Origin of the sequence: Bacillus sp. SN32, assembly GCF_002837495.1 — a bacterium.
Lineage (GTDB): Bacteria > Bacillota > Bacilli > Bacillales > Bacillaceae > Bacillus > Bacillus subtilis.
In genome coordinates this window covers 21,241-46,347 of sequence record NZ_PJCT01000003.1, presented here as the reverse complement: position 1 = coordinate 46,347, position 25,107 = coordinate 21,241, and the positions used below count along the sequence as shown (strand labels likewise).

At 39.2% G+C, this 25,107-nt stretch carries 30 protein-coding genes and 5 pseudogenes; 17 read left to right on the top strand and 18 right to left on the bottom strand.

Annotation, left to right across the window (positions count from 1 at the left end):
• Window positions 1-9 precede the first annotated feature (9 nt).
• Together adhA and CW370_RS13810 are read right to left on the bottom strand one after the other, a co-directional pair.
• The gene (gene adhA, locus CW370_RS13815) at window positions 10-1,059 is read right to left on the bottom strand and encodes a formaldehyde dehydrogenase AdhA (RefSeq protein WP_101169764.1); all 1,050 of its coding nucleotides are present in this window, start codon (window positions 1,057-1,059) and stop codon (window positions 10-12) included.
• Between the two features lie 128 nt (window positions 1,060-1,187).
• Window positions 1,188-1,381: pseudogene (locus CW370_RS13810) on the bottom strand (carboxymuconolactone decarboxylase family protein).
• Between the two features lie 181 nt (window positions 1,382-1,562).
• On the opposite strand from CW370_RS13810, the gene adhR reads away from it, so the two are divergent.
• Window positions 1,563-1,985: an aldehyde stress transcriptional regulator AdhR gene (gene adhR, locus CW370_RS13805; protein ID WP_004398725.1), complete on the top strand. Its 423-nt coding sequence runs from the start codon at window positions 1,563-1,565 to the stop codon at window positions 1,983-1,985.
• A 269-nt stretch (window positions 1,986-2,254) separates the two neighbouring features.
• On the opposite strand, the gene CW370_RS13800 is transcribed toward adhR, so the two are convergent.
• Genes CW370_RS13800 through CW370_RS13780 form a run of 5 tightly spaced genes read right to left on the bottom strand, consistent with a single transcriptional unit; the run spans window position 2,255 to window position 4,572 of the window.
• A complete protein-coding gene (locus CW370_RS13800; protein ID WP_017696054.1) occupies window positions 2,255-2,554 on the bottom strand; it encodes a spore coat protein in 300 nt (99 codons plus the stop codon).
• Between the two features lie 15 nt (window positions 2,555-2,569).
• Window positions 2,570-2,767, bottom strand: coding sequence for a hypothetical protein (locus CW370_RS13795; RefSeq protein ID WP_014480384.1), 198 nt, complete (start codon window positions 2,765-2,767; stop codon window positions 2,570-2,572).
• Between the two features lie 18 nt (window positions 2,768-2,785).
• Window positions 2,786-3,922, bottom strand: a complete 1,137-nt coding sequence (locus CW370_RS13790) for a zinc-dependent alcohol dehydrogenase (protein WP_024571543.1) — start codon at window positions 3,920-3,922, stop codon at window positions 2,786-2,788.
• An 18-nt stretch (window positions 3,923-3,940) separates the two neighbouring features.
• Window positions 3,941-4,309: a spore coat protein gene (locus CW370_RS13785; RefSeq protein ID WP_009967868.1), complete on the bottom strand. Its 369-nt coding sequence runs from the start codon at window positions 4,307-4,309 to the stop codon at window positions 3,941-3,943.
• A 17-nt stretch (window positions 4,310-4,326) separates the two neighbouring features.
• Window positions 4,327-4,572, bottom strand: a complete 246-nt coding sequence (locus CW370_RS13780; RefSeq protein ID WP_014477469.1) for a hypothetical protein — start codon at window positions 4,570-4,572, stop codon at window positions 4,327-4,329.
• Window positions 4,573-4,836: 264 nt separating this feature from the next.
• Here CW370_RS13780 and CW370_RS13775 point away from each other — a divergent pair, with 264 nt between their 5' ends.
• The 4 genes from CW370_RS13775 (at window position 4,837) to CW370_RS13765 (ending at window position 6,507) form a co-directional block, all read left to right on the top strand.
• A complete protein-coding gene (locus CW370_RS13775) occupies window positions 4,837-5,223 on the top strand; it encodes a VOC family protein (RefSeq protein ID WP_041339577.1) in 387 nt (128 codons plus the stop codon).
• 142 nt (window positions 5,224-5,365) lie between these two features.
• Complete coding sequence (locus CW370_RS21295) at window positions 5,366-5,467, top strand: hypothetical protein (protein WP_152611889.1); 102 nt, start codon at window positions 5,366-5,368, stop codon at window positions 5,465-5,467.
• A gap of 271 nt (window positions 5,468-5,738) precedes the next feature.
• Window positions 5,739-6,098: an SH3 domain-containing protein gene (locus tag CW370_RS13770; RefSeq protein WP_119899611.1), complete on the top strand. Its 360-nt coding sequence runs from the start codon at window positions 5,739-5,741 to the stop codon at window positions 6,096-6,098.
• Between the two features lie 52 nt (window positions 6,099-6,150).
• On the top strand, window positions 6,151-6,507 hold the full coding sequence (locus tag CW370_RS13765; RefSeq protein WP_014664754.1) for an SH3 domain-containing protein: 357 nt from the start codon (window positions 6,151-6,153) through the stop codon (window positions 6,505-6,507).
• A 382-nt stretch (window positions 6,508-6,889) separates the two neighbouring features.
• Here the strand turns inward: CW370_RS13765 and CW370_RS13760 are convergent, their stop codons facing one another.
• Window positions 6,890-7,711, bottom strand: coding sequence for an alpha/beta hydrolase (locus CW370_RS13760; protein WP_101169762.1), 822 nt, complete (start codon window positions 7,709-7,711; stop codon window positions 6,890-6,892).
• Between the two features lie 136 nt (window positions 7,712-7,847).
• Window positions 7,848-8,111, bottom strand: a complete 264-nt coding sequence (locus CW370_RS13755) for a CD3324 family protein (RefSeq protein ID WP_101169761.1) — start codon at window positions 8,109-8,111, stop codon at window positions 7,848-7,850.
• 444 nt (window positions 8,112-8,555) lie between these two features.
• Here CW370_RS13755 and csn point away from each other — a divergent pair, with 444 nt between their 5' ends.
• Entirely contained in the window at window positions 8,556-9,389 is an 834-nt protein-coding gene (csn, locus tag CW370_RS13750; RefSeq protein WP_101169760.1) for a chitosanase, read from the top strand.
• 161 nt (window positions 9,390-9,550) lie between these two features.
• Here csn and CW370_RS13745 read toward each other — a convergent pair whose 3' ends face one another.
• A complete protein-coding gene (locus CW370_RS13745) occupies window positions 9,551-10,531 on the bottom strand; it encodes an aldo/keto reductase (RefSeq protein ID WP_101169759.1) in 981 nt (326 codons plus the stop codon).
• Window positions 10,532-10,666: 135 nt separating this feature from the next.
• On the opposite strand from CW370_RS13745, the gene sigZ reads away from it, so the two are divergent.
• Entirely contained in the window at window positions 10,667-11,197 is a 531-nt protein-coding gene (gene sigZ / locus CW370_RS13740; RefSeq protein ID WP_024571550.1) for an RNA polymerase sigma factor SigZ, read from the top strand.
• A gap of 132 nt (window positions 11,198-11,329) precedes the next feature.
• A complete protein-coding gene (locus tag CW370_RS13735; protein ID WP_101169758.1) occupies window positions 11,330-12,085 on the top strand; it encodes a metal-binding protein ZinT in 756 nt (251 codons plus the stop codon).
• 134 nt (window positions 12,086-12,219) lie between these two features.
• Here the strand turns inward: CW370_RS13735 and CW370_RS21595 are convergent.
• A pseudogene (locus CW370_RS21595) lies at window positions 12,220-12,497 on the bottom strand (phospholipid phosphatase); the annotation flags it as partial.
• Between the two features lie 382 nt (window positions 12,498-12,879).
• On the opposite strand from CW370_RS21595, the gene CW370_RS13725 reads away from it, so the two are divergent.
• The 4 genes and pseudogenes from CW370_RS13725 to CW370_RS21290 form a co-directional block, all read left to right on the top strand.
• On the top strand, window positions 12,880-13,212 hold the full coding sequence (locus CW370_RS13725; RefSeq protein ID WP_024571552.1) for an MmcQ/YjbR family DNA-binding protein: 333 nt from the start codon (window positions 12,880-12,882) through the stop codon (window positions 13,210-13,212).
• A gap of 508 nt (window positions 13,213-13,720) precedes the next feature.
• Window positions 13,721-14,569 (top strand): MerR family transcriptional regulator, encoded by an 849-nt coding sequence (locus tag CW370_RS13720; RefSeq protein ID WP_024571553.1) that lies wholly within the window; start codon window positions 13,721-13,723, stop codon window positions 14,567-14,569.
• Window positions 14,570-15,116: 547 nt separating this feature from the next.
• Window positions 15,117-15,686 (top strand): flavin reductase family protein, encoded by a 570-nt coding sequence (locus CW370_RS13710; protein ID WP_101169757.1) that lies wholly within the window; start codon window positions 15,117-15,119, stop codon window positions 15,684-15,686.
• A pseudogene (locus tag CW370_RS21290) lies at window positions 15,667-15,827 on the top strand (hypothetical protein); the annotation flags it as partial. The gene CW370_RS13710 and the pseudogene CW370_RS21290, both read left to right, overlap by 20 nt.
• Window positions 15,828-16,113: 286 nt before the next feature.
• Here CW370_RS21290 and CW370_RS13705 read toward each other — a convergent pair.
• From CW370_RS13705 to CW370_RS13680, 4 genes are all read right to left on the bottom strand, one after another.
• Window positions 16,114-16,191, bottom strand: a complete 78-nt coding sequence (locus CW370_RS13705) for a YjcZ family sporulation protein (protein ID WP_072175780.1) — start codon at window positions 16,189-16,191, stop codon at window positions 16,114-16,116.
• A gap of 582 nt (window positions 16,192-16,773) precedes the next feature.
• Entirely contained in the window at window positions 16,774-17,481 is a 708-nt protein-coding gene (locus tag CW370_RS13700) for a YrpD family protein (RefSeq protein WP_015483480.1), read from the bottom strand.
• A 471-nt stretch (window positions 17,482-17,952) separates the two neighbouring features.
• Entirely contained in the window at window positions 17,953-18,750 is a 798-nt protein-coding gene (murI, locus tag CW370_RS13695; protein WP_101169756.1) for a glutamate racemase, read from the bottom strand.
• 348 nt (window positions 18,751-19,098) lie between these two features.
• Window positions 19,099-20,142, bottom strand: a complete 1,044-nt coding sequence (locus tag CW370_RS13680) for a nitronate monooxygenase (RefSeq protein WP_101169754.1) — start codon at window positions 20,140-20,142, stop codon at window positions 19,099-19,101.
• Window positions 20,143-20,537: 395 nt separating this feature from the next.
• On the opposite strand from CW370_RS13680, the gene aadK reads away from it, so the two are divergent.
• Window positions 20,538-21,392, top strand: coding sequence for an aminoglycoside 6-adenylyltransferase AadK (gene aadK / locus CW370_RS13675; RefSeq protein WP_101169753.1), 855 nt, complete (start codon window positions 20,538-20,540; stop codon window positions 21,390-21,392).
• Between the two features lie 225 nt (window positions 21,393-21,617).
• On the top strand, window positions 21,618-22,121 hold the full coding sequence (locus tag CW370_RS13670; RefSeq protein WP_015251612.1) for a DinB family protein: 504 nt from the start codon (window positions 21,618-21,620) through the stop codon (window positions 22,119-22,121).
• A 229-nt stretch (window positions 22,122-22,350) separates the two neighbouring features.
• On the opposite strand, the pseudogene CW370_RS21590 reads toward CW370_RS13670, so the two are convergent.
• Window positions 22,351-22,470 (bottom strand): annotated as a pseudogene (locus CW370_RS21590) (TetR-like C-terminal domain-containing protein); the annotation flags it as partial.
• A 268-nt stretch (window positions 22,471-22,738) separates the two neighbouring features.
• On the opposite strand from CW370_RS21590, the gene CW370_RS21420 reads away from it, so the two are divergent.
• The 3 genes from CW370_RS21420 to CW370_RS13655 all read left to right on the top strand — a co-directional run bounded on the left by CW370_RS21420 (window position 22,739) and on the right by CW370_RS13655 (window position 24,110).
• Entirely contained in the window at window positions 22,739-22,894 is a 156-nt protein-coding gene (locus tag CW370_RS21420) for a hypothetical protein (protein ID WP_174245731.1), read from the top strand.
• A 45-nt stretch (window positions 22,895-22,939) separates the two neighbouring features.
• Window positions 22,940-23,311: a DUF2568 domain-containing protein gene (locus CW370_RS13660; RefSeq protein ID WP_101169803.1), complete on the top strand. Its 372-nt coding sequence runs from the start codon at window positions 22,940-22,942 to the stop codon at window positions 23,309-23,311.
• A 235-nt stretch (window positions 23,312-23,546) separates the two neighbouring features.
• Window positions 23,547-24,110: a cysteine hydrolase family protein gene (locus tag CW370_RS13655; protein WP_015251614.1), complete on the top strand. Its 564-nt coding sequence runs from the start codon at window positions 23,547-23,549 to the stop codon at window positions 24,108-24,110.
• A 77-nt stretch (window positions 24,111-24,187) separates the two neighbouring features.
• Here CW370_RS13655 and CW370_RS21835 read toward each other — a convergent pair.
• Together CW370_RS21835 and CW370_RS13650 are read right to left on the bottom strand one after the other, a co-directional pair.
• Window positions 24,188-24,302, bottom strand: a pseudogene (locus CW370_RS21835) (baseplate J/gp47 family protein); the annotation flags it as partial.
• Between the two features lie 208 nt (window positions 24,303-24,510).
• On the bottom strand, window positions 24,511-25,071 hold the full coding sequence (locus CW370_RS13650; RefSeq protein ID WP_101169752.1) for a sugar O-acetyltransferase: 561 nt from the start codon (window positions 25,069-25,071) through the stop codon (window positions 24,511-24,513).
• Between the last annotated feature and the right edge of the window lie 36 nt (window positions 25,072-25,107).

Here is a 25,107-nt window from a genome sequence, read left to right as displayed (position 1 = left end):
ACTAACCTATTACAATGTGGAAATATCAATCACAAATCGATAACGGACATCGCTTCGGAGGATACGTTCGTATGCCTCGTCCACTTGGTCAGCTGCGATGACTTCGATTTTAGGTTCGATGCCATGCTCAGCTGCGAAATCCAGCATCTCTTGAGTTTCTTGAATTCCGCCGACTAGAGAACCTGCAATGTTGCGGCGCCCCATGATTAGGGAAAACACACTGTATGTGTCCGGCTTGGCAGGAGCTCCCACGTTTACAAGTGTCCCGTCTATACGAAGCAATGATAAATAGGCATCTACATCGAGATTTGCCGATACCGTATTTAAGATCACGTCAAAACGCCCGGCCAATGCAGTGAATGTGGCTGGGTCACTTGTTGCAAAGTAATGATTTGCACCGAGTTCCAGAGCTTCCTCTTTCTTATTCATGGAACGGCTCAGGACGGTTACCTCTGCACCCATCGCATGTGCAAATTGAATCGCCAAATGTCCAAGGCCACCCACGCCTACAATCGCAACCTTTTTACCAGGGCCAACATTCCAGTGTTTCAGCGGGGAATACGTTGTAATACCTGCACACAACAGCGGACTGGCAACATCCATTTCCAAACGGTCTGGTATGCGAACAACAAATCTGTCAGTGACAACGATTTTTTGGCTGTACCCGCCATAAGTGGGGTTTCCGTCGTAGTCTACTGAGTTATACGTTTGAACAACACCCTTCGTGCAGAATTGTTCCTCTCCGTTGAGACAGTATTCGCATTCTCCGCAAGAGTCAACAAAACAGCCGACACCAACGCGGTCCCCGACAGCAAACTTGGTGACTTTTGTTCCAATGGCTGTTACAACACCGGCTATTTCATGTCCAGGCACCATTGGGAAGATGCCACCGCCCCATTCATCAAAAGCGCTATGAATGTCTGAATGGCAAATACCGCTGAATTTAATACCGATTAAGACATCGTGCGGCCGTAATTCTCTTCGCTCAATCGTCGTTTGTTCAAATTTGGCTTTTGCATGTGACACGCTTAATACACGGGTTTGATGTTGATTACACATATGAACCAATCCTTTCTTCATCATAAGTGTTGTAAAAAAACATGCACTTATTTATGTTTTATGGTGTCTTCAACATAACGATAAACCTTAAAGTCTGCTTTAAGGCAAGGGTTTTTTAAAAATAACATTTAAAATGAACCTGATATATAAGCTGAGAAACAGTCAGCAATTAATACAGAAACTGTAATCATGCTGCGATCCCGGGTGAAAGTTCTTCCTCTCTTGCCCAAATGTCACCGAATAGGACATCATCATGAAGTTCAGCAAACTTTGGCGCAAATTCTCCTAATTGTTCTCTTCCGGCAGTTAGTTTATTTGCCATTCAGCAATCCCCCCATCTACACTGTTTTTATTGCATGGAGAAGTATAGAGCTTAAAGTGTGCTTTAAGGCAAGTCCCGAATATATAAACCCAGATTCAGCAGCTAACCACTTGCTTGAGCTTGACTTAAAGTTAACTTTAAGTGTTACCTTCACAACATGCAGGATAGAGAGGTGAAGATAATGAATATTGCTCAGGTGGCAAAGCAGTTTGGCCTGACAGCCGCAACACTCAGATATTACGAACGTGTAGGATTAATCCCGCCTGTAAAACGAAAAGACAGCGGCATTCGCGACTATGATGAAGAAGATATCAAATGGATTGAATTTATTAAATGCATGCGAAATGCGGGACTATCGATAGAAGCGCTAATTGAATATACAACATTATTTACCGAAGGTGACCGTACGGTAGAAGCTCGAAAAAATATCCTGGCTGACGAACGACAGCGGCTGATAGAGAAGCGGAAAGAAATTGATGAAACAATTAAGAGATTAGACACAAAAATTAAAGATTATGATGGGAAATTGCGTGAAAATGAGGCAAAGCTCAAAAGCAGGCCTAAAACGGAAAGTCTTCACGGATCAGTGGAGCAAAGAAGGTAGCATTCTTTGCGTGTGAAGAGGGCAGGTCAAAAACGAAGGATTTTGTTTCTGGCCTGTTTTCTCCATCAAGAAATCGCATAAAAAGAGGTGGTTACGAATTCTTATTTGATTGGAGAATTTGCAAACATTATCGGAGATCAGATGGAGAAAAGCGGTTAATCTATTTACGGTCATAGGACCCGAAAATAGTGCTCATGGCGATTCAACTTGAAGCTGAGGAACAGTTGTGGCCAATCAATACTGTTCCTCAGCAAATCACTCATTGTATGTTAAAGGGTTGGCAATTGAATGGCTGTATCAATATTTTTTAAATGTAGCTTGACTTGTTCGTCTGTGTTCCAAGGGTGGTACCAGCCTTTTTCCATCATATAGCTTGAGAGTTGTTCGTGCATATCAAGGGCTTCTTCCAAATGGCGGATAAGGACCTCTTTCACTTCAGGCGTTCCGGCTTCAGTGGCTGCCATCGCATAATTTCTGACTCCGTTTTTTGCTGCAATTAATAAGTCCATAGCAATGATTTGGTCTGTTAGAACATTCATGCCGGTCAGATATTCAATGATAGGATTCATGATTTATTCATCTCCTCATTCGTGCTTTGCATTAGATAAAATAGAGGCAAATTCCTGCAGCTGGCGTGTGGTGATATCAACATCTTGCTGCATGATTTCTTTCAGCTTCGGATCAGATACCAGTGCTTTCATTGTTTTAGATTTCGTCAAACAAAGTGTCTTAAATGCAGTCATTTCCTGAACCTCAAGCACTTCGTGTAAGGCGTATTCCATTTCTGTAACCTCCGTTTTTTAAGGCTTTAACACAACTTTGATACAATCATCCATTTTTGAATCGAAAATGTCATATCCATGCTTGGCTTCACTAAGCGGCAGGACATGGCTGACAACATCTCCCGGGTCAATTTTGCCCGTTGATACTAGTTCAAACATGTACGGCATATAGTGGATCACAGGAGCCTGTCCAGAGCGTATATTGACGTTTCGCTGCATGATATCGCCTAGCGGAAAACCGTTATATCTGCCTCCGTACACACCTGTAATTTGTATGGTTCCTCCTTTGCGAACAGCTTGAGAGGCAATGACCAATGCACTCATTGTTCCGCCATGAAGCTTTAAGCCGCTGGCAAGGAACTCGAGATCGCTCATTTTACCATCCATCCCAACAGCGTCAATGACTACATCCGCTCCGCCTTTCGTGATTTCCTTTAAATAATTCCCTGTATTCTCATGGTCTTCAAAATTAACGATTTCTACTTTGTTTGTACGTTTCGCATGCTGTAAGCGATAGTTTACATAGTCAACTGCTATGACGCGTTTTGCGCCTTTTAGCCAACAAAACTTTTGAGCAAACAGGCCGACTGGTCCGCAGCCGAGAACGATAACAGTATCGCCGTCTTTTACACCGGCATTGTCCACACTCCAAAAGCCGGTGGTCATGGCATCGGCAATCACGCTTAATTTCTCATCGGGTTCCTCACAAGATTCAGGGATTTTAAAATGGGTAAAATTCGCAAACGGCACTCTTAAATATTCAGCTTGCCCGCCTGGATAACCGCCAGTTTGCCCTGAATAGCCGAAATAAGCACCCATTTCCCCATTGTCATTAGACTGATCACATTGGCTTTCCAGCTGGTTTTTACAAAAAAAACATTCACCGCAGGCGATCGTAAAAGGGATAATGACGCGGTCACCTTTTTTGACCTTTGTAACCCCTGGCCCAACTTCTTCAACAATTCCCATCGGTTCATGGCCGATGACATAGTCTTCATGAAGATTAGGAATCAATCCATGGATTAAGTGTAAATCTGATCCGCAAATGGCTGTACTGGTGACTTTGATAATCATGTCATCGGATTTTTCAATCTTTGGATCGGGGACATCTTTGACAACAACATTTTTAATGCCTTGATACGTTACTGCCTTCATGCTGTACAACCTCCAGTGTTAGTGTTCATCAGGTGTCCGGTCAAACATCCCTTTACGATTTGTTTCATCAGGAAAGAGGTTCATATTGCCGACCATGATCGTGTTTTTTGCAGAGAGCTGATCCAGCTTATACTGTTCGCTCAGCTCATATGGGTGGAACCATTTTTTGCTGATCATCAGTTCCGTAATCTCTTGGTGCATTGCAATTCCTTGCATCAGCTGTTTCCGCAGCAAGGCTCTTACATCTGGTGAAGCGGTTTCTGTCAAAGCTACAGCAGTATTCCTTACGCCTTCCTTAGCTCGTATAAGAAAATCCATCGCGAATGTAGTGTCTGCTAGTTCAGGCACATTCAGCGAATTAATGGGGTCTAAATGATCATTATTCAAAGAGGCTTACCTTCCTTTCAATTGATGATTGGCGTTGGGCGGCTTTGAGGGACAGGGGCCTGAAATGAGGCACGCTCATACACCGCCTGTAATTCAGTAAGGTCTTGAATGGATTGCTGCACATCTTTTTGCATCAAGTCCTTCAGTTCTTGGTCAAACACAAGTCCTTGCATTAACTTTGATTTCGCTATACAAAGTGTTTTAAAGTTCACGATTTCATGTAAGTCAACAGCCTCGTGAGCTGCCAATGTTTGATGATCCATATTGATGTAACCTCCTTTTATCAACGTTACATTTCCCGAAATGACGTTGAAGCATACAGAAAGTACACTCGGTATCATTTTTTGTTTTAAGAATCGCTGTTTTTGCCCGTTCTTATGACTTGCACTAAACTGCACTTAAATCTGAAATAAAGGTGAAGTATGGAAATTTATTTATGGAAACTTGACATAGTGCTGTCAGGTTTCCTTTTGTATTATTAAATTGGATGACCAGTAAAAAGTATGGTTTTATAGGAGGCACTCGATATGAAGCTGTTACAAATTAGACTTTTGGTGAATGATTTTAAGAAAAGCGTCGAGTTTTACAAAGATTCATTAGGACTTCAAATAAGTTGGTTAGAGAATGAAATGGAATATGCACTCTTTGATAATGGGGAAACGAAAATAGAGCTTTTATCTCGAGAAACGATGGCTGAAATCGTTGGAGAGGGAAAAAAATCGTTGGAAGGAGAAGCTCAATCAAAATTTTTGCTTCAGTTTAAGGTAGAAGATGTTGATAAAATGTATGACGATTTACACAAAAAAGGAGTTAAATGTGTGAATAAACCGCATGATCGCAAGGAATGGAGTGCCCGAGTTGCTCACTTCAGAGATCCAGATCATAATCTGATTGAAATATATAAAATGTTATGATTTTTCGACTCGCAAAATCATAGAATAACGTTTGAGAACGTACCTAATCATTTTTATACGCCCTGGTAAAAGAAAGCAAAGTCATAATAGGTTGCGGACACTGAACTTGCAGCATTTACGCTGATTTGTTTGGTGTCCGTTTTTGATTGGTGAAAAAGGTGGAGTATCTATGAATCGAGAAGAAGCGTGGATAAAAGGAAGCAGTACACTGATTGAGTTAATTGGTGGAAACGAAGCCGCTTGATCCATGTCCTTTTTCCGGATTGTCAATCGTGATTACTGACTGGACAAATGATTAAGAGCCAAATGTAACATACCATCAATATCAAGCCTGACTACCATTTATTTTGTATCCTTAATTGTCGAAAACATAGGAATAATTCCACTTTTGAAAGATCTAGTTTATGGTACATTGATAAATATATGGGAGGGGAGGAGGCATGGTATCTGAAAGTAAATCCTTAACTGGATGTAAGAAAGTCAAACGTACGTCATTTATAAGGGGAGGGTATAAGGTGAATAAGCTAAAGAGGCTAAGTATGCTAACGGTGATGATTGCATCTTTGTTCATTTTTTCTAGCCATGCACTTGCGGCTCAGTATTATACGGTTTCAACAAGCAGCGGTGCGCCTGTAAATATGCGCAGCGGCCCAGGTACAAGTTGGGGAATTGTAACGACCATTCCGAGCGGAACCCGCATCCCGATCTATTGCTACAAAACCGGTACAACTGTAACTGGAAAGTATGGAACGAGTAATATTTGGAATTACACAGAGCGGACGCTTGCCAGCGGGGAGATCGTTCCTGGATTTGTCTCTGATACATATATGTATACAGGCTCAGACGGTCCGGTTGTTCCTAAATGCAGCTGGTAGCCTATGTTCTATCGTTTTTTAAAATGAAGGAATTGAAGAAAGAGGGATGACATTGACTAAACTGAAAATGCTGAGTATGTTAACCGTGATGATTGCATCTTTATTCATTTTTTCCAGTCAGGCACTTGCCGTTCAGTACTTTACTGTCTCAACAAGCAGCGGTGCGCCTGTCAATATGCGCAGCGGTCCTGGTACAAATTATCCTATTATGCTTTCCATTCCGAGCGGCTCCCGTGTTCCTTATTATTGTTACGCTTATGGAACGACTGTTACAGGGAAGTATGGAACGAGTAATATCTGGGACCAAATCCAGTGGAAAGATTCCCGGGGGATCGTGAATATTGGATATGTGTCTGACACATATGTGTACACAGGATCAGACGGCCCTGTCGGTTACAAATGCAATTAGTTAAATACTCCGTACAATAGAATCTCTTCTTAAGGGCCTATCTAGGACGAACCATACCAACAACATTAGTTGGTATGGTTTTTGCTGCGATGAAGTCTTCCATACCTGCATTTGTGGTAATTTTCAAAAGAGATTCATGATGTTAGACACTGGTTGTTGTTGAGGAAAAAATAACGAGCCGCTTTAGAGTTGTATCTAATGGTATAAAATACGGAATTAAAATAGGAAATAATCAATAGGAGAACGTAATGTACAAACCTATTTTTCGATGAAATACCTAATATCACTTTGGTTAGACATCTCACATTGCGTTCTCGTTAGTGAAAAGTTCTTTTTACGCTTCGTGAAATCTTCTCTAATTCTATAGTTAGTTTTACCTGTCCTATTTTGAACACGTATGTTTCTTTTCTCTTTCTAACATGTCGTGTAACCTCTCAGAAAATTCTTTATGATGCATTGTGTACCCCGTATGATTTCCGGGGAATTCAACCAATTCTGTTTTCAATTGTTCCGCTAGGGCGTTCGCGCAACGATAAGGAAAAAGCTCCCGAGAAGCACTTCCGCCAGCTGGGAGTATCTTCATCGGTGAAGATGTAAACACAGTTTTTAATGCTTCGAAATCTAATGTATAGTTGAGAATTCCTTGAATTTCATACTCAGTGAAATACGTTGAATTGCCGAGAAGCCGCTTTGTCAGGACAGCCTTTGATTGTTCGTCTGTCTCTAATCTTGACATTAATTTAATGACTTCACTTCGATGATTTTTCTTAAGGTCTTCCATGAATTGCTCGGCTTGTTTCAGCTCATTTCCATGCAGAAGCTGCAATAAGATTGGTTCGTGTGGGATCATGACATGTACTTGTTCGGGATGGCGTATGCACAGATCAAGCCCGATAACAGCCCCGGAGCTGCTTCCAAATACGTATGCCGGTTTATTGGTGATTTTGGCTAGAAGACGGTGAGCATCGTCACTGTGTGTTTCCACACGGTAATCCTCAATCTGATTGGCGAGATTGCTGCGGGAATGGCCGCGGCGATCGTAAGTAACAACCGAGTACCAGTTAGCCAGATGATTGGCAACATGATGGAACTTGTCGGCATCACCGCCTCCGCCGTGGACCAAAAGAATGATTGGACCTGAGCCACGCACCTGATAGTGGATGTTCGCGCCGGGTACTTGCAACGTTCCATTGTTTATCGTCATTTGTAGGACCTTCCTTTCTTCTCATCTCCCTTAACTTTACACAATTGGCCAATGGTATCATATGCAGGAAATAACTAAGAAACAAACTCGCCATATAAAAAGCACTGATGATTTTTCATCAGTGCTTCCGTTTTGTTTATTGAGAGTAGACAATTTTTTTTATTGTTTCATCAGAGAGGTGATATTCATCAGATAATTGATGAATTGTTTTGCCGTTTTTAAATGCTTTTTTAATAGAAGCGTTTCTATCATCGATCAGCTTTCTTGTTCCTGAACACGCACCCCATTTTTGATGAGAGGATTCAGGTTTAGGGATATATATTGTTTTTCCTTGAACATACTTTTGAATTTCCGATATCAGCTTTTCAGGTAAAATAGCGGTTGCTTTTACATATGCCATTTCTGCCAGCTCCTTATTTTTTTTATGTCAAATAAGGTGCAAAGCCACTATATCAGAAAAGCTTACTTGGGCGATCTTTTAGAAAGTCTACCCCATGCAAAGTATCGCCTTCCTAATAATAGGCTTTGCATGGGACGTTGCGGAATCTGGCATTCTCATCTTGCTTGCCATTTACATCACCTCCCTAACGATTTTCTATGATCACTTCCATTATAAAATAGAGTAAAGCCTTATGGCATCTTGTTAATTAAAGTTGAAGCAGTATGAAAATCAAGGGACCTTCCCAGTGAGAGGGGCTAAGGCTGATTGGCAATGAAAAGAGTAAGATTTAAGCTATATTACTTTAGATTCAAAATATTGACAAATTGATGTATTTTCAACAATAGGGCAGTTTCTTCATGTATACTGAGTCTGTATTTACAATATTTAGAAAGGGGAAGTAAAATGAAAATCAGTATGCAAAAAGCAGATTTTTGGAAAAAGGCAGCGATCTCATTACTTGTTTTCACCATGTTTTTTACCCTGATAATGAGCGAAACGGTTTTTGCGGCGGGACTGAATAAAGATCAAAAGCGCCGGGCGGAACAGCTGACAAGTATCTTTGAAAACGGCACAACGGAGATCCAATATGGATATGTAGAGCGATTGGATGATGGGCGAGGCTATACATGCGGACGGGCAGGCTTTACAACGGCTACCGGGGATGCATTGGAAGTAGTGGAAGTATACACAAAGGCAGTTCCGAATAACAAACTGAAAAAGTATCTGCCTGAATTGCGCCGTCTGGCCAAGGAAGAAAGCGATGATACAAGCAATCTCAAGGGATTCGCTTCTGCTTGGAAGTCGCTTGCAAATGATAAGCAATTTCGCGTCGCCCAAGACAAAGTAAATGACCGTTTGTATTATCAGCCTGCCATGAAACGATCGGATAATGCCGGACTAAAAACAGCATTGGCAAGAGCTGTGATGTACGATACGGTTATTCAGCATGGCGATGGTGATGACCCTGACTCTTTTTATGCCTTGATTAAACGTACGAACAAAAAAGCGGGCGGATCACCTAAAGACGGAATAGACGAGAAGAAGTGGTTAAATAAATTCTTGGACGTACGCTATGACGATCTGATGAATCCGGCCAATCATGACACCCGTGACGAATGGAGAGATTCAGTTGCCCGTGTGGACGTGCTTCGCTCTATCGCCAAGGAGAACAACTATAATCTAAACGGACCGATTCATGTTCGTTCAAACGAGTACGGTAATTTCGTAATCAAATAAGCAATTGAATGAGTAAAACGTCAGCGTTTCTTATCGATGTTTAGCCAGCATTTTCAGCACGATGTGGAAAAGACAAGAGACAAACAAGCCCTTGTCTTTCCTATATATGATAGTTCAGCATAAATATTTAAGAAAAATGTCAGTATTGAGTAATGAATGTATCACCAGGCGTATGCCTCAGGTGTCTCTCCTCCAGGTCCGGGAAAGATATCATTTAACATGCGGAGAATCTCCTCATCCAGACTGATTTCAACGGCTTTTATCGTATCACGCAGCTGCTCAACCGTTCGTGGTCCGATGATCGGAGCAGTTAAAACTGGATTTGCCAGCACCCATGCCAAAGCCACATTTGCTTCTTTTTCTCCTAGTTCTTTGCATAAATCTGAAAATTTCTCGAGTTGTAAACGATGTTTTTCAATTAAATCTGCTCTTTTTGCTGTACGAGTTCCGGCATTGCTTTTCAATGCCTTCCCGCCAAGAAGCCCTCCTGCAAGGGGACTCCACGCCACTACTCCTAAACCAAGATCCCGTGCAGCCGGCAGCACTTCCATCTCAGCTGTTCGTTCTAATAAACTATACTTATGCTGTTCAGTGACGAGTCCCATGAATCGCCGTTTTTCAGCTTCAGCTTGCGCTTTAACTAAATGCCAGCCTGCAAAATTACTGGATCCAATATAGTCTACTTTGCCGGAGCGAACCTGAGTCTCAAAAGCTTCCCATATCTCATCCCACGGTGTCCGCCTATCGATATGATGCATTTGGTACAATTCGATATGATCTGTCTGAAGCCGCTTCAGTGATCCTTCCAGGTGACGTCTGATTTTGTATAGAGACAAGCCCCTCATATCATTTGGCCCGTCATTCGAATCAGAAATCGGTTCATATACTTTTGTCGCCAGAACAACTTTCTCGCGGCGCTGTCCTCCTTGTGCAAACCATTTTCCAATGATGCTCTCTGTCAATCCTGCGTTTTTGCCCCAGCCGTAAATATTGGCAGTATCAAAAAATTGGATGCCGTTATCAAGCGCTTCATCCATGATACGGAACGCAGTCTTTTCGTCTGTATCAATTCCAAAATTCATCGTGCCTAAACATAAACGGCTCACCCGCAATCCTGTTCTCCCTAAATAGGTATACTCCACAACAAACCTCTCCTTTATCATTATTTTTTGCAACAGCTGCAATACAATTGATTCAACAATTGTTTCGCTCTTTGTTACGATTAAAAAGACGAAGCAAATGTAAAGCAGACGCAAAATTATAGGAGGTTTTTTCAAATGAATATAGAGGATCTATGGGATCAATTTCATCAGCCGTTAAAAACATATATTTCACAAAGGGTTAACGATCAATCTATCGTTGATGACCTCTTGCAAATCGTATTTATGAAAATACAAGTGCATCTCCCAAATCTGATCGATGAACAAAAGATCGACAGCTGGATTTATCGGATCACTAGAAATACGATTATTGATTTTTACCGTACAAAAAAAACAAGCGAAATATTGCCTGATGATCTACATTTTAATAACAGTGCAGAGGAAGAAAATTTCACCAAGGAAGCAGCTGTGTGTATTCGATCGACCATCAAACGGTTGCCTGAAAAGTATCGAGAGGCGCTCGAGTTAACTGAATTTCAGGGGTTATCACAGAAAGAGTTGAGTGAAAAGCTCGGCATTTCTTACTCAGGAGCAAAATCAAGGGTACAACGCGGACGGGGAAAATTAAAACAGCTGCTTGAGGGGTGCTGTCATATTGAAGCGGATCGATATGGAAATATCGTAGACTTTCGTATTTTAAAGGAATAACTGATGAACAAAGTCAGTTATTCCTTTAAAATAGTCCATCCGCATGAAGAGCATTTTCCCTTTGATGTTTGCAAGAGATGCATGTATAATATAAATCGTAATGTTTTCGATTTAATAAAAAGGAGTGTTGGAATGAACATTTTATTTTCAAAGCGGCTAGGCATATTAACGATTGGTTCATTACTCGTATTGGCAGGATGTCAGACTTCCGGTTCATCTAAAGGTGAGTCTAATCAAACAACATCATCCTCAGCAGTTGAAGAAGACTCTTCCAAAACGCAAGAGCAAACATCTGACAGTCATACACACGAACATTCTCACGATCATAGTCATGCGCATGATGAAGAAACAGAAAAAATATATGAAGGCTATTTTAAAAACAGCCAAGTAAAGGATCGCTTACTTTCTGATTGGGAAGGAGATTGGCAATCTGTATATCCATACCTGCAAGATGGTACTCTTGACGAAGTGTTTTCATATAAATCAGAACACGAAGGCGGCAAGACAGCTGAAGAATATAAAGAGTATTATAAAAAGGGCTATCAAACAGATGTTGACCGTATTGTAATCCAGAAAGATACTGTAACGTTCTTCAAAAATGGAAAAGAATATTCTGGTAAGTATACGTATGACGGGTACGAAATTCTCACCTATGATGCGGGCAATAGAGGGGTAAGATACATATTCAAACTAGCTAAAAAAGCAGAAGGGCTGCCTCAGTATATTCAGTTTAGTGATCATAGTATTTACCCGACTAAAGCTAGTCATTATCATCTCTATTGGGGGGACGACCGTGAAGCTTTACTTGATGAAGTCAAAAACTGGCCTACCTACTACCCGTCAAAAATGGATGGACACGATATTGCCCATGAGATGATGGCTCATTAAATGATGATTACTCTATGAAGTATGGTGTTCTTTTATCATAAAGCTGTTCTGCAACAGCCATTTATCAATGTGGAAAATGGCGCCTGTCCTTTATAGAGGTGAAATGCTAAATGCTCCTGTTTTAGCTGCTGACCCTTCGCCGAGTTCGTTGAAGAATAGGGTCCGCGTAACGTATTGACCAAACTCACGATGCTGCCGAGACTGGAGCTCGTGCTGCCGGAATTGGTTCCTTTATCATTATATTTTTTCATCGTGGCATTTGCCGGGACCCTGTTAATCGTTGTCGTCGCCCCCGCCTTCATTCGATATACATCGATAAGCGGACCAAGACCGTCAATTACACTGTAGCTCTGGTTTCTGCGATATCAAAATATGCGGCATTTTCCTCTCTGAAAGTACGGCGTTCTGCAATGAATGTTGGCATCCAACAAGAGGCAATTGATCAGTTGGGGGAGCCACTTCATAAAGAATATGTTTCAAGCTGGTGCTTATTGCTGCCAGCTTGTTTATGTTTATCGGTACTAATGATGGTTGATGATGCCGGTAAACAGCTAGCGGATTGCCGAAGAAAGGCAGGGGTACCAACGAAAGCCTCTGTTTCTCCAATGCGCCCGAATAGCTAAAGTAGCTTTCAGAAAAAAACAACTGAAATTTCAATTTACTGCCCGATCTGCAAATTGTTTAATCATAGTTCTTTTATTCACATATTCATTATTGTTAAATAAAGTAGAGGAAATCAATCGCTAAAGAAAAAACTTTAGGCAGTTATTTATGTGTAGAAGGAGAGGCAAGCAATGAAAAATAGAGAGGAAGCAATTGATTATTGTTTGAGTTTTAAAAATGTATATGAAGATTACCCGTTTCGTGATAAAAATTGGACGTTAATGCGACACATAGAAAACAGAAAGGTATTTGCGTGGATATTTAAAAAAGATGATTATATTTGGGTCAATGTGAAGTGCGAACCCGGTTTTCTCGATTTTTGGAGACAGAAATACACTTCGGTCGTTCCAGCATTTCATCTCAATAAAGAGCATTGGAATTCTATCATTCTTGACGGAACTGTCCCAGATAAAGACATATACGATATGATAACACAAAGCTACATGTTAACTAAAACCAAGTAAGCGACAGGCCCGAGGGAGAGGGGATGTAATATGTAAAGCCTTGAAGTGCTGCAAGAGCCTTTCGTCTTGATATGGAATCTTAAGGTGAGCATTGAAAAGGAAAAAAGCTTAATCTTTTTAAGGATTAAGCTTTTTTAAAAGTTCAAATATATGTAACGACCCATTGGTATCATCAATGCCTGTCAGTCTAGAATGTCTTGCCTCATAAACTCAGCGACGAGCTACAGTGGATACTTTAAACATCTTCTGACAGATACTCCCCCTCCTTTTTCCAACTATTTTAAAGTTGCGTAACAAATCATAAACCCTGTTGTGACGATAGGGTCAATACTTTTCCTGCTTACATGCAATTGTTATGAAACTGGAAAGATCATTTCTTGGCGGATCTTTTTAAGAAAACGAAAAAGAAGATAACAGATTGATCTCAAGATTGCTCAGTTAAGATTTTGAAGGTAACCGTGTATAGTGAAGAAAGAATTCTTAGAGCTAAGACGAAAGGATGAGATGGATGAAGGAATATTTTACAATTGGCGAAACAGCCCGTCTAAATAACATCTCAATTCAAACATTGCGCTATTATGATAGGATCGGAATTTTCAAGCCTTATTATACAGATCAGGATAATGGTTATCGGTATTATCATGTCAAACAGTTCTTTTATTTAGATGTTATCAAGTATCTAAAATATATTAGGACACCTCTAGAAGAAATTAAGCGTTTCAGCTCATATACTTGCACCCCAGAAGATATGCAACACTTTCTTGAGGAGAAAGAAAGCGTTATTGTGCAAGAAATGGAAAAGCTCGAACGTGCTCGTCAATTACTTCATAGGAGACGAAAACAGCTTAATGAACAATTAGAAATATGCAGTAAAAAAGATGAAGGTTTCGTTTATTTTCGGTATATAGATAAACAAACAATATTAAAAGTAGAGACGCCTCAAGTTAATCCTCATAATCAATCCGATTTGTATTACAGAAAGCTGGCTGACGTTGTCGAAAAAATAGGGGATGTAATAGATAACTATTATGGATTCATTTATGATTTCAAGCCCTATAAGGATTCTCGTGAAATTTATTGCAATAGTATTTATACGACTGTTTGCAGTGGGAAAAAAATAGACATAGGAGAAAAAAACATGAGGTTAGATACGATCCCATCTGGTGAATATGTATGTATTGCATTTAATTGGTCTGCAAAAAATTATGATGAGTATTATCAAAAGCTTTATCAATATATTGAATCTCACGGCATCCAAACGGATGGAAAAGTATATCAAGTTTCTCTTCCAATCGACTATAACTCATTAAGAGAAGAAAACTTCCTTACAGAATTAAGAGTGCTAAAAAATAACTAACCCTTGACCCTATAGCTGCTATAGGGTTTATGATTTGTTCATCATATTCATTCATGAAAGGAAGGATGTATAAAATGACAAATAAAGAAGGTATGCGCTTCGGTTACTCATGCCGCAATGGCAAGGCGGTAACAACCCTTACGTACTCGGAGCACACTTATTAAACTGACTTGCTCCCAAAACGAATGGCCCATTTGAAGAAGTACTTGTCGATTTAGATGCGGATCTTGAAAAAGAGCAGGGGATTATTGGAAGGAGTTTTTGATTAAAGCAAGCTCGGTCTGCCAAAAGTTTAATTCAAAAGCACAGCCCTGATCGTGTTATCGTTTTTGGCGGGGCGTGCGGTGTAGAGCTTGCTCCTTTGCATACTTAAACGAAAAATACGATGGAGATACTGCTTTATTATCGGTTGATTGACATCTGACACCTCAGTCCCTGACCACCATCTCATGTACTTCTAATTTGCTGGGTTAGCTTTTATCATTGTTGTTTTGCCGCATCTCAAATTTTAATAAAAATTAAATCTAAAACAAAAGGAGCGATGAATATGAGAGCACCGATAGATGAACCAATTTGGTACGCCTACCCTGGAATGGTAGCCGTAGTTACGGCTCAATATGAAGGTGAAAAAAACGCAATGTCTTCTGGGTGGCATACGTACATTGGATCTTCTCCAGGAATGTATGGGATATCAGTAAACAAAGAGACATATACTTACAAATTGATTGAGAAAAGTGGTGTTTTCGGTGTGAATTTTCTTCCAGGGAGATGTTCGGGATTAATTCAAGCATTAGGCACCCATAGTGGTAGAGATATAAATAAGTTTGAAGCATTTCATATTCAATACGAAAAAGGGCTAAAAGCCGAGGTGCCGATTTTAACTGATGCTTATTTTGCTTATGAGTGTAAAGTACACAGTGTTTCCACGTTGGGCGATCAAGAGTGGATTGTGGGAGAAGTTTTACAGAGATATCAAGATAAAGAGCTTTTCCTGAAAAATGGAATGCCAGATTTAGAAAAACTGGATATTCCGCTGCACATTGGAAAATCGAGCTACCGAATATTAAACAGCAAAGCAGAGGAACGTCAACACGCATTTGATCCCACAACGGATTGAGACCATTCAGGATCCGCCACATTATTGTGACGTGGCATACCTTGAGTTCATCTCACATGAAGAGTAGAAGAAACCTATATCAAAATAAACAATCAATGGATGTATGGGCAGTTGATTCCGCTTGAAATCTATAGGCTTATACAAAGCAAAAAAGAGACCCAAAAACCGCAAAGCTTCTTCAAGAAAGCTTTGCGGTTTTTATATGTCTAAGCCTCGATTCATCTCACCATAAAAAGGTATTTCAACTTTCTCTTTTGATCGACAATAGTCCATAAAGGGAAGAACATTTCCCACACAAGTCGCGGCAGTAATCTCCATAGGTGTGTTTGCATGGCCCCACTTTATATGGTTTTGTTTAAATCTAATAAAAAACAGACGCCATAAAGATTTCTTATGGCGTCTGATGGATATGAGGTAAGGTGTGTTCTTAATAGCCACCAAAGAAAGATGTCCCAACGATGATTAATAGGATGAATAGAACTACAATTAATGGAAATGACCTCATAACATCACCTTCCTTAAAAGAGGATAGTACATGATATGCAGATCGAGCTTATTCGATAGTGATGCTAGTTTAATTGATGTAAAAATATTTTTTAGCCTAAGGCTGGACTGCTAAATGATCTTTATTAGTTATTGGATCATACTTATCATTTTGGAATGAATCCGTTTCAAAGTGATGTGTTGTTCTCGGCCAATCGCTGGCTAATCTTCCTGATGCAATCGAGCTATATGAAGCCACTCCTCTTTTATGGAATTACACCCAAAACTTCTCTCTCTTGCAGACCCTTAATCATTTGACTTGCATATCGAGCGTAAGCATGCCTCATCTAAAAATAAAGTGCACCATCTGCCATTTGTTTTAACATTTTTAAGACAGTGATGCACACCTTTTGCGTTGAGCAAATGGAACAGGTTCAGAAGGGGCGAGCTGCTCCTTACTTCACCCAGATAAAAGACGGAGATAGTCGGCATGTACCGAAGCTAACTGAAAGTTAAATTGAAATGAAAAAAGGGGCATGTTAAGCCCCCTTTAAGACTATCGAGAGCTTCTCAATAGCCTAATGCATTGTATGTTTAACATGTTTTAATTTTTCACAACGGATAAACTGACACTGTTGCCTGAGACTGTTACTTTAGCGAAGTCTTGTGTATCAATTACAGGTGTTATTGCTTTGTTGTCGATGGTGATGTTTGTAAAAGATGTTGAAAAGTTTGATTTGATAGATTGGCGTGACCCTGTTGTAGCAACTGTAGCGAGCGCTTTCCATTTGGAGATGGAGCCGACATTTGTTTTGCTGATTTCTGAAATGAGACGGCCATTGTATCCCGCATTGTTCGTGCCCCAGTATGTAGCGCGTGTATTGCCGTTAAGGTTTTTGTAGATGGTAAGTTGTACGGTGCTGCCGGGACGGAAGCCTTTCGTATTCGTGAATTGGCTTCCTCCTTCGAGGTACTGAACCTGATCCTGTCCTTTTGAACCGACTTTCATATATGGTTTCCATACGTTATATTTATCACTGTACTGAAACCCGATATCGGATTCTGTACCTCCGCTAAAGCCAGAGTAGATATAGGCTGTCCCATTTGAAACCTGAATGGAGCTAGGAAGCTGGATTTTTGTAACAAAAATGGCACCAGTGCTGTTCAAGTAAGCCCTCCCGCCGATTCCATCAGTTAGCTGTGATGCAGCTTCTGCGGTTTTTGGGCTAATAATACCCGGCACATCTACTGCACATGTGCCAAAAAGCACAGTTGCCGTAAGCGCACCCGCAAGCAGTCCTTTTTTCATCATCATTATTTCCCCCTATCATTATAATTAGAAAGCGTTATCATCTTGTATTATAAAACATTATGAAAATAATTCCATAATAAACATGAAAATAGACACAGAATTTACACATTATTACTTTGTATATCTGGCAAACGGTCGATTCGCAATCTCGAAAAATGTCCCGTGAAGTGTACATGTTACGATAACTTTTCAATCGATACTTGTGCTTTATTGTAATAGAAAAGCTATAGAGATGGGGTAGAAATAAGAGGGGGGAAGAGGGAAAACACTGTAATCAGATATGTGTGTATAACTCAATTGTTTGTTAGAAAAAAAGTGGGCTTTTTAAGCCCGCTTCTTAGTTCATGTTTCCCTTCAGGAGACTGTCTTTTTCATTTACATTGGATAACAAACCCGAATTATTACTTCTTCCTTTTGTAAATTTACTGAAAAATCATGATTTGCATTGTTTATAACCAGAGCCCCTTACATTCAATGTCCAACACGACTCCTTTGATTTTCATCTAATATTTCAAACAATTTTTTGTACTTTGATATGATTTCTTGGTCCACAATTTTCTGGCCTGAATTGAAAAAGGTGATTGAGCCCGATCCTTTACCAAGCTGGTTACGATCTGCAAGAACTTTTTTCAACTGTTTTGCAGTACCGACACTGCCTGAAATCATATCAACTTTTATCCCAAACAGTTTTTCAAAACTGTTTTTGAAAAACGGAAAATGAGTGCATCCTAACACAATCGTTCCGTATTGTTTCAAATCAAAAGAAGATAGTTCGTTCTCTAGATATTTAATGATCTTGTCTTCACTAAAATCAAAGTTCTCAGCAAATTCAACTAGTCCTGGAAGCGCTAAGCAATCAACAAGGTCATGGTGATCAATTTCTTTTACTAGATTATGAAATTTCTCTTCTTTAAGGGTCAAATTAGTAGCAACTACCAGAACTCTTTTTCTTTCCTTTGTACATTTATTTATAGCAGGCTTTACAGCGGGTTCGATTCCGATTATCGGAAAGTCGAAGTTTCTCCGAAGATCCTCTATCGCAATGCTAGTAGCTGTATTACACGCAATAACAAGAGCTTTGATATTTTGACTGGCCAGAAATTTAGCTGCATTGAAAATATATTCTTTAACTTTACCCTTTGATTTTTCACCGTATGGAACGTTTAACGTATCTGCATAAAAAATGTAATCTTCATAAGGAAGAACTTTTATGGCCTCATACAATACAGTCATGCCGCCAATTCCTGAATCAAAAAATCCTATTTTCATCACTTCTCACGCTTTCTGTCTCATTCTTTTTTTATCATATGACTTTATATCATCTGAATCAAACGAAAAAGAACCATTTTACTATTCAAATTTAATATGGGAGTTATCGATTTTTCGAATAGGGAGCAAAACTGGAGAAGGGGAGATAAGATCGAAATATTGGTGATGTATTGTGGTTGTGGTGAAATTATCAAGACCGCATCGTATCAATGGGATGATTGATAACCTGATTCAATTAGCTTTGAAAATGTAGGAGTATTTAAATTTCCAAAGTCAGGGGATGAAATTACGAAAAAAAAAGCAAACTGCCTGTCGAAGTTTGCTTTTTGCTCTATCAATGAGGTGCGCCTATATTTTTATATCCTCTTGGCAAAGCTGATTTAAAAGCTGCTTAACCGAAATTTCCTCAGTCAATGACCGTATCCCTTGACCTGCCCATAAAGACATCTGATCATGGTTATTTTGAAGTGAAGCCTGCTGTCTCATTGCCTTCGTTAGTGTATTTTGATAAGGGTACGGAAGGGTTTGTGTCTCAAACTGTTCTTTTTCTTCCATCCATTTATTTACGATTCCTCTGGCCTCTTTACCTGAAAATAATGTCGTAAGCTTTGTATCTGCTTCGTTTGCTTCTAGTATTTTCTGTTTATGTACTGGATGTGCGTTACTCTCGTGACAAATTAAAAAGGCAGAACCGATTTGAACTCCTTGGGCTCCAAGGGTTAAAGCTGCTTTTACTCCTCTGTGGTCTATCATTCCCCCAGCAGCTATGACAGGTACGCTCAGTGCATCTGCTGCTTGTGGAATCAGAGCCATTAAACCTACGGCAGATTCACCTTTGGAAGGTAAGAATGCTCCGCGATGTCCACCGGCTTCACTTCCTTGAAGGACTACTATATCCATTCCCCGTTCTTCCATTAACAATGCTTCTTCTACTGTTGAAGCGGTTCCTATTAAACAGCATCCAGCGGTTTTTAGCTCCTTTACTGTGTCTTCAGGCGGCAGATCAAAAGTGAATGAGCAAGCCTTAACCTTATATTTTAAAATTAGATCAATTTTTTGATAGAAGTCATCCCACTCTTCTTGTACAGATGTGAATTGATTTACTTGATTAGCTAACGGTATGTTTTCTTTCCACTTTTTAACCTGATCTTCTGGTGGCATTTCTAGACCAAGCGGAACAAACACATTAATTTGAAAAGGAGCGTCTGTCAGCTCAAACATTTCTTTTATCTGTTGTTCTAGCAGGTCTGGCGTAAGATACCCCGATGCTAAGCTGCCAAGAGCACCTTGATTCGAAACTGCAGATGCAAGTCGGGGCGTTGTAATACCGCCAGCCATTGGAGCTTGAATAATCGGTTTTGTTAAGGAAAACTTCTTCATAAATTCATTCATACCGAATCCCCCCGTTAAGACATGATTTTTGAAAAAAGTGTCATTTTAAAATTTACTCAAAAACTCGTATTCGCTTAAATATATCGTTTTCCTTCTTTTTGTCAATCTCTCATACTAGTTAACATGTCGATAAAGCAGGGGGGATTAAAGTGTGTCAAAGATAGTGTCGTCCCATGGCGGCTCTACAAAAAACTGAATATTCATGTAGTCCGTCATAGTTGATATCTGATTTTGAGATGTCTTGCATCTTAATTTTGAATGTTATATAGGAGAACATCATGTAAAATAAAGCTTAGAAGAATACATCACATTCAAGAGTAAAAAAATCTATAAGACGTACAGATCAATATTCGGTTTTACAGTTAGATATTAAGGCTGAAACGGAGGAACATGTAATGCGAAGTGAACAGGAAATGATGGACATTTTTTTGGACTTTGCTTTGAACGATGAGAGAATCCGATTGGTCACTTTGGAAGGGTCACGTACAAACAGAAATATCCCTCCTGACAACTTCCAAGATTATGACATCTCGTATTTTGTAACTGATGTAGATTCTTTTAAAGAAAATGAGCAGTGGCTCGAAATCTTTGGGAAGCGCATTATGATGCAAAAACCAGAAGATATGGAGCTTTTTCCTCCCGAATTAGGTAATTGGTTTTCATACATTATTCTTTTTGAGGATGGCAACAAATTAGATCTAACCCTTATTCCAATTCGTGAAGCAGAAGATTATTTTGCTAATAACGATGGTTTGGTTAAGGTCTTGCTCGATAAGGATTCGTTCATCAACTATAAAGTGACCCCAAATGATCGCCAATACTGGATGAAAAAGCCGACTGCAAGGGAATTTGATGATTGCTGTAATGAGTTCTGGATGGTTTCGACTTACGTAGTAAAAGGATTAGCAAGAAATGAAATCCTTTTTGCCATTGACCATTTAAATGAAATTGTACGTCCTAATTTATTGAGAATGATGGCTTGGCATATCGCATCTCAGAAAGGGTATTCATTTAGTATGGGGAAGAACTATAAATTTATGAAACGGTACCTTTCAAATAAAGAATGGGAGGAACTCATGTCTACATATTCTGTGAATGGGTATCAGGAAATGTGGAAGTCTTTATTTACTTGCTATGCATTATTTAGAAAGTATTCAAAAGCTGTATCAGAAGGTCTTGCATATAAGTATCCTGATTACGATGAAGGTATTACTAAGTATACGGAAGGTATTTATTGCTCAGTAAAGTGATAAGAATATAGGATTGTCTTCATATGATATTTGATTCTCGCTGACAATGGAGACCAAGTAGTCAGATGTTTGTAAAAAGATGCGTAAATCGTTACGTTTAAGAATGTCTACGCATTTTACTATGATTATTCTTGTCCGAAATTTTTGTTCTTTTTAACGAAACGAAGCATTATAATTAACCTATAGGCACATTGAAAAAATAAAAGAATGTAAAGGAGGATTTTTGTGTTCCAAACCTTAGACCATTTTTTGAAATCTTGGGAGTTCGAAGCAGATGCTACACAGAAACTATTAAATAGTCTAACTGATGAATCACTTAAACAAGAAATAACTTCACAAAATTGGACTCTAGGCCGTATTGCTTGGCATACTGTTGCTGCCATTCGCATCATTACCTCAAACACAGACTTAACGTTCCATGCCCCAGCTGAAGATTATCCTGTTCCAACTTCGGCTCAGTTTATAGCTGACAGCTATCATCAAGCCAGTAATGCATTTGTACAGGCATTAAAAACCCAATGGACTGACCATACACTTCAAGAACGTATCAACTTTATCGGACAACAATTGCCTAACGGTTCACTTTTGATGTTTTTGATTCAACATCAAAATCACCATCGGGGACAAATGACTGTTCTTATGAGACAAGCAGGTTTAACTGTTCCAGGTATTTATGGTCCAGCAAAAGAAGAATGGGCAAAATTTGGTTTGGAAGCCCCGAAAATGTAATCAACCTTTTTATAAAAAAGCTACGCTATGACAACATATAAGAAGATGTTTTGATCTATCTTTTTTCAAAACATGTTCTTTTTTTGTTCGTTTACCAATGATAAGAACATATTCGAATCATTTTTATTCCAAACCACTTCAAATGACAACGTTCTTCCGATTTATTGTTGGCCTATTCCCAACGATGTAGGTATAATTTTTAATGCTGTCAAATCTTCAATACACATATCTATAGATTCCTCTCTAACAAAACCCCCGCTTTTTCTGCCATCACTCGAGGTGGGGAAGGCATTTCATTCTTCAACCGCCATTCGACTACTCCTACGTATGCATTTGCAACAAATTCGATCTATGGTTCAGAAATTCCAATGAAACATTCAGGTTCTGCTCAATTTGGAATAGAAGCTGCTGCGCCAAAAGGAAGCTTATTGGAAGAGTCTAGCTAAGTTGCAACAAATGGATATAAGAGAGGAACGTCTTCTCAAAAGGGAAGGCAATTTATTTACTGTAATTCATACAATGAGTAAAGCCTCTAAGGTTACTTCGTTCGACAAATTCTGCAAATTGTAGACAACTTCCTGATTATTTGGATAATTAACTGGATAGGAGGGGAAAAGTTGTCATATTTCATTATACTTATCATCGTTCTATTAATCGGAGCATTGGTAACAGCAGCAGTCGGTATCATCTCTTCAAAAGTAGAGGTAATCTCGCCGAAAACTACAATAAAATCTAAAGAGGAAGAACAGAAAAGTTTTTATACGCTGAAATAAAGCAGAGAAAGAGCATCTCCTACGGGGGTGTTTTTTATAGAGGAGTTGAAAAAACTGAATCAGACTAATTTACTTTTAAGATTCACCCTTGAAATGGCTGCACTAATCTCCTTAGGGGTGTTTGCTTGGATAAGCTTTAATGGTTATTTTAAATATGTTTTAACTTTGGTTTTACCTATTGCAGTTATGATTGTCTGGTCTGTATTTGCAGTACCTCATGATCCTAGTCGAAGCGGACAAACTGTAATAGCTGTAAACGGGGTAACAAGGTTAGTTATTGAATTATTGATCTTTGCAATGGCTGTTGCAGCGCTTTATTTTAGTCATTTAAAACCAGTTGGTATTGTCTTTTTATGTCTAATAATACTCCACTACATCTTTTCAGCTGAGCGTATCAAATGGCTTCTAAATCAATAGAATAGTTTTTAATTTCGGCACTCGTTATTTGAGTGCTTTTTATCATTCTCTGTAGAGCCAGTGATTCTCAGATTAGATTATTGAAGGTTAACGGCTTGGGCACAGTTGCAGTTTAGAACGCATTTTCCAATAAAGAAGGCGCTCATTTGAAATTCATCATTAAACAATTGTACAAAAGTAAAATTTGTATTTAGAATGTAGTAATAAATAGAAATTCTACGTAGGAGGGTATCTTGTGGAAGAAAAGAAAGCTTTAATCATTGTGGATGTACAAAAAGCCTTCGATGATAAAAAATGGGGGGAACGGAATAACGTAAAGGCGGAAGAAAACATTAGTAAAATACTAAAATTATGGAGAGAAAAAGGATGGACAGTCATATACATACAACACACTTCTGATAAACCTCATTCTTTATTCCATCCAAAGAATGAAGGGTTTGCGATAAAGGAAATAGTTAAGCCTATGGATGAAGAAGTCATTATAACCAAGACAGTAAATAGCAGCTTTATTGGTACGAATTTAGAAGAATTCTTAAAATTAAATGAAATAACCACTGTAGTCATAACTGGTTTAACCACGCCTCACTGTGTATCAACCACCACAAGAATGAGTGGTAATTTAGGGTTTGATACATACCTGATTTCAGATGCAACAGCAGCCTTCGGAATGAGAGACCAAAATGATACATATTATGATGCGGCGACTATTCATAATATATCTCTAGCTACATTGCATGATGAATTTGCCACAATATTGACAACTGATCAATTAATAAATGATTTTATAAAAACTCACTGATGAAAAACATTTTGGCACAGTAAAACGGCAGGCGTCTTTCCAATAGGAAGGGCGCTTTAATTCGATTTCATGCTTTACTGCTCAATAGAACTATTAACCACAGGCAGCACCTCGGCTGAAATCTCAATTTCTTTCCAAACCGCACTTCCACATAACAAACGCACCAATAGCCAGCCCTTCGCCTTTGTTGGGTCATAGAAAACGTGATTCATTAAGTTATATGGGACGGCTGAGACAATTAACCCCCTTCTGTAGCAGAAGGGGAGGGGAGAGGTACATTGAGTTACCTCATTTTAGGTCCATTTTTACAGTCTTTTTATGATGGTTTCAGCTGATGAAACAAAATAAAGCCTTACTGATTTAAGAATCAAACTTCTTTATGGATCAAAACGCTAGTGTATTATATTTCGAGATGTTTAATTAATTTAGCTGGATTGCCCCCAACTACAACATTATCTGGCACATTTTTAGTAACAACAGAACCAGCAGCAATAACCACATTGTTACCTATCGTAACTCCTGGATTAATGACTGAGCTTCCTCCGATCCATACATTATTTCCAAAAGTAATGGGTTTTCCATATTCTAACCCTGAATTGCGTTCTGTTGGATGAAGGGGGTGTGTTGCCGTATAGATTTGTACACTAGGGCCAAGCATACAATTGTCACCAAATCGCACTTCACATACATCTAAAATTGTACAATCAAAATTTGCGAAAAAGTTATCACCTACATAAGTGTTATACCCATAGTCGAACCTAATATTGGGTTCCATATATACGTTTTCTCCAGATGAACCAAGTAACTTTTTCAATAAATTAACCCGTTTAACTATTTCAGTTTCTGTAGTTTGATTGTAAATTCTAACAAGTTGTCTTGCTGTTTGTCTGTCTTTTGCTAACTCGGAGTCCGACGGATCATATAAATCTCCGGCTAACATTTTCTCTTTTTCTTTTATCATTAATATCACCCTTGTTATGTTTAAAAGTTGGTACTT

What these genes read in the sequence shown, in the direction of transcription:
- CW370_RS13650 (WP_101169752.1), bottom strand. Translation starts at nt 25,071, where the DNA reads ATGATAAAAGAAAAAGAGAAAATGTTAGCCGGAGATTTATATGATCCG.
- csn (WP_101169760.1), top strand. Translation starts at nt 8,556, where the DNA reads ATGAAAATCAGTATGCAAAAAGCAGATTTTTGGAAAAAGGCAGCGATC.
- sigZ (WP_024571550.1), top strand. Translation starts at nt 10,667, where the DNA reads ATGAATATAGAGGATCTATGGGATCAATTTCATCAGCCGTTAAAAACA.
- CW370_RS13800 (WP_017696054.1), bottom strand. Translation starts at nt 2,554, where the DNA reads ATGAATCCTATCATTGAATATCTGACCGGCATGAATGTTCTAACAGAC.
- adhR (WP_004398725.1), top strand. Translation starts at nt 1,563, where the DNA reads ATGAATATTGCTCAGGTGGCAAAGCAGTTTGGCCTGACAGCCGCAACA.
- CW370_RS13760 (WP_101169762.1), bottom strand. Translation starts at nt 7,711, where the DNA reads ATGACGATAAACAATGGAACGTTGCAAGTACCCGGCGCGAACATCCAC.
- CW370_RS13790 (WP_024571543.1), bottom strand. Translation starts at nt 3,922, where the DNA reads ATGAAGGCAGTAACGTATCAAGGCATTAAAAATGTTGTTGTCAAAGAT.
- CW370_RS13735 (WP_101169758.1), top strand. Translation starts at nt 11,330, where the DNA reads ATGAACATTTTATTTTCAAAGCGGCTAGGCATATTAACGATTGGTTCA.
- CW370_RS13780 (WP_014477469.1), bottom strand. Translation starts at nt 4,572, where the DNA reads ATGGATCATCAAACATTGGCAGCTCACGAGGCTGTTGACTTACATGAA.
- CW370_RS13700 (WP_015483480.1), bottom strand. Translation starts at nt 17,481, where the DNA reads ATGATGAAAAAAGGACTGCTTGCGGGTGCGCTTACGGCAACTGTGCTT.
- CW370_RS13755 (WP_101169761.1), bottom strand. Translation starts at nt 8,111, where the DNA reads ATGGCATATGTAAAAGCAACCGCTATTTTACCTGAAAAGCTGATATCG.
- CW370_RS13775 (WP_041339577.1), top strand. Translation starts at nt 4,837, where the DNA reads ATGAAGCTGTTACAAATTAGACTTTTGGTGAATGATTTTAAGAAAAGC.
- CW370_RS13680 (WP_101169754.1), bottom strand. Translation starts at nt 20,142, where the DNA reads ATGAATGAATTTATGAAGAAGTTTTCCTTAACAAAACCGATTATTCAA.
- CW370_RS13710 (WP_101169757.1), top strand. Translation starts at nt 15,117, where the DNA reads ATGAGAGCACCGATAGATGAACCAATTTGGTACGCCTACCCTGGAATG.
- aadK (WP_101169753.1), top strand. Translation starts at nt 20,538, where the DNA reads ATGCGAAGTGAACAGGAAATGATGGACATTTTTTTGGACTTTGCTTTG.
- CW370_RS13795 (WP_014480384.1), bottom strand. Translation starts at nt 2,767, where the DNA reads ATGGAATACGCCTTACACGAAGTGCTTGAGGTTCAGGAAATGACTGCA.
- CW370_RS13725 (WP_024571552.1), top strand. Translation starts at nt 12,880, where the DNA reads ATGAAAAATAGAGAGGAAGCAATTGATTATTGTTTGAGTTTTAAAAAT.
- murI (WP_101169756.1), bottom strand. Translation starts at nt 18,750, where the DNA reads ATGAAAATAGGATTTTTTGATTCAGGAATTGGCGGCATGACTGTATTG.
- adhA (WP_101169764.1), bottom strand. Translation starts at nt 1,059, where the DNA reads ATGTGTAATCAACATCAAACCCGTGTATTAAGCGTGTCACATGCAAAA.
- CW370_RS13720 (WP_024571553.1), top strand. Translation starts at nt 13,721, where the DNA reads ATGAAGGAATATTTTACAATTGGCGAAACAGCCCGTCTAAATAACATC.
- CW370_RS13705 (WP_072175780.1), bottom strand. Translation starts at nt 16,191, where the DNA reads ATGAGGTCATTTCCATTAATTGTAGTTCTATTCATCCTATTAATCATC.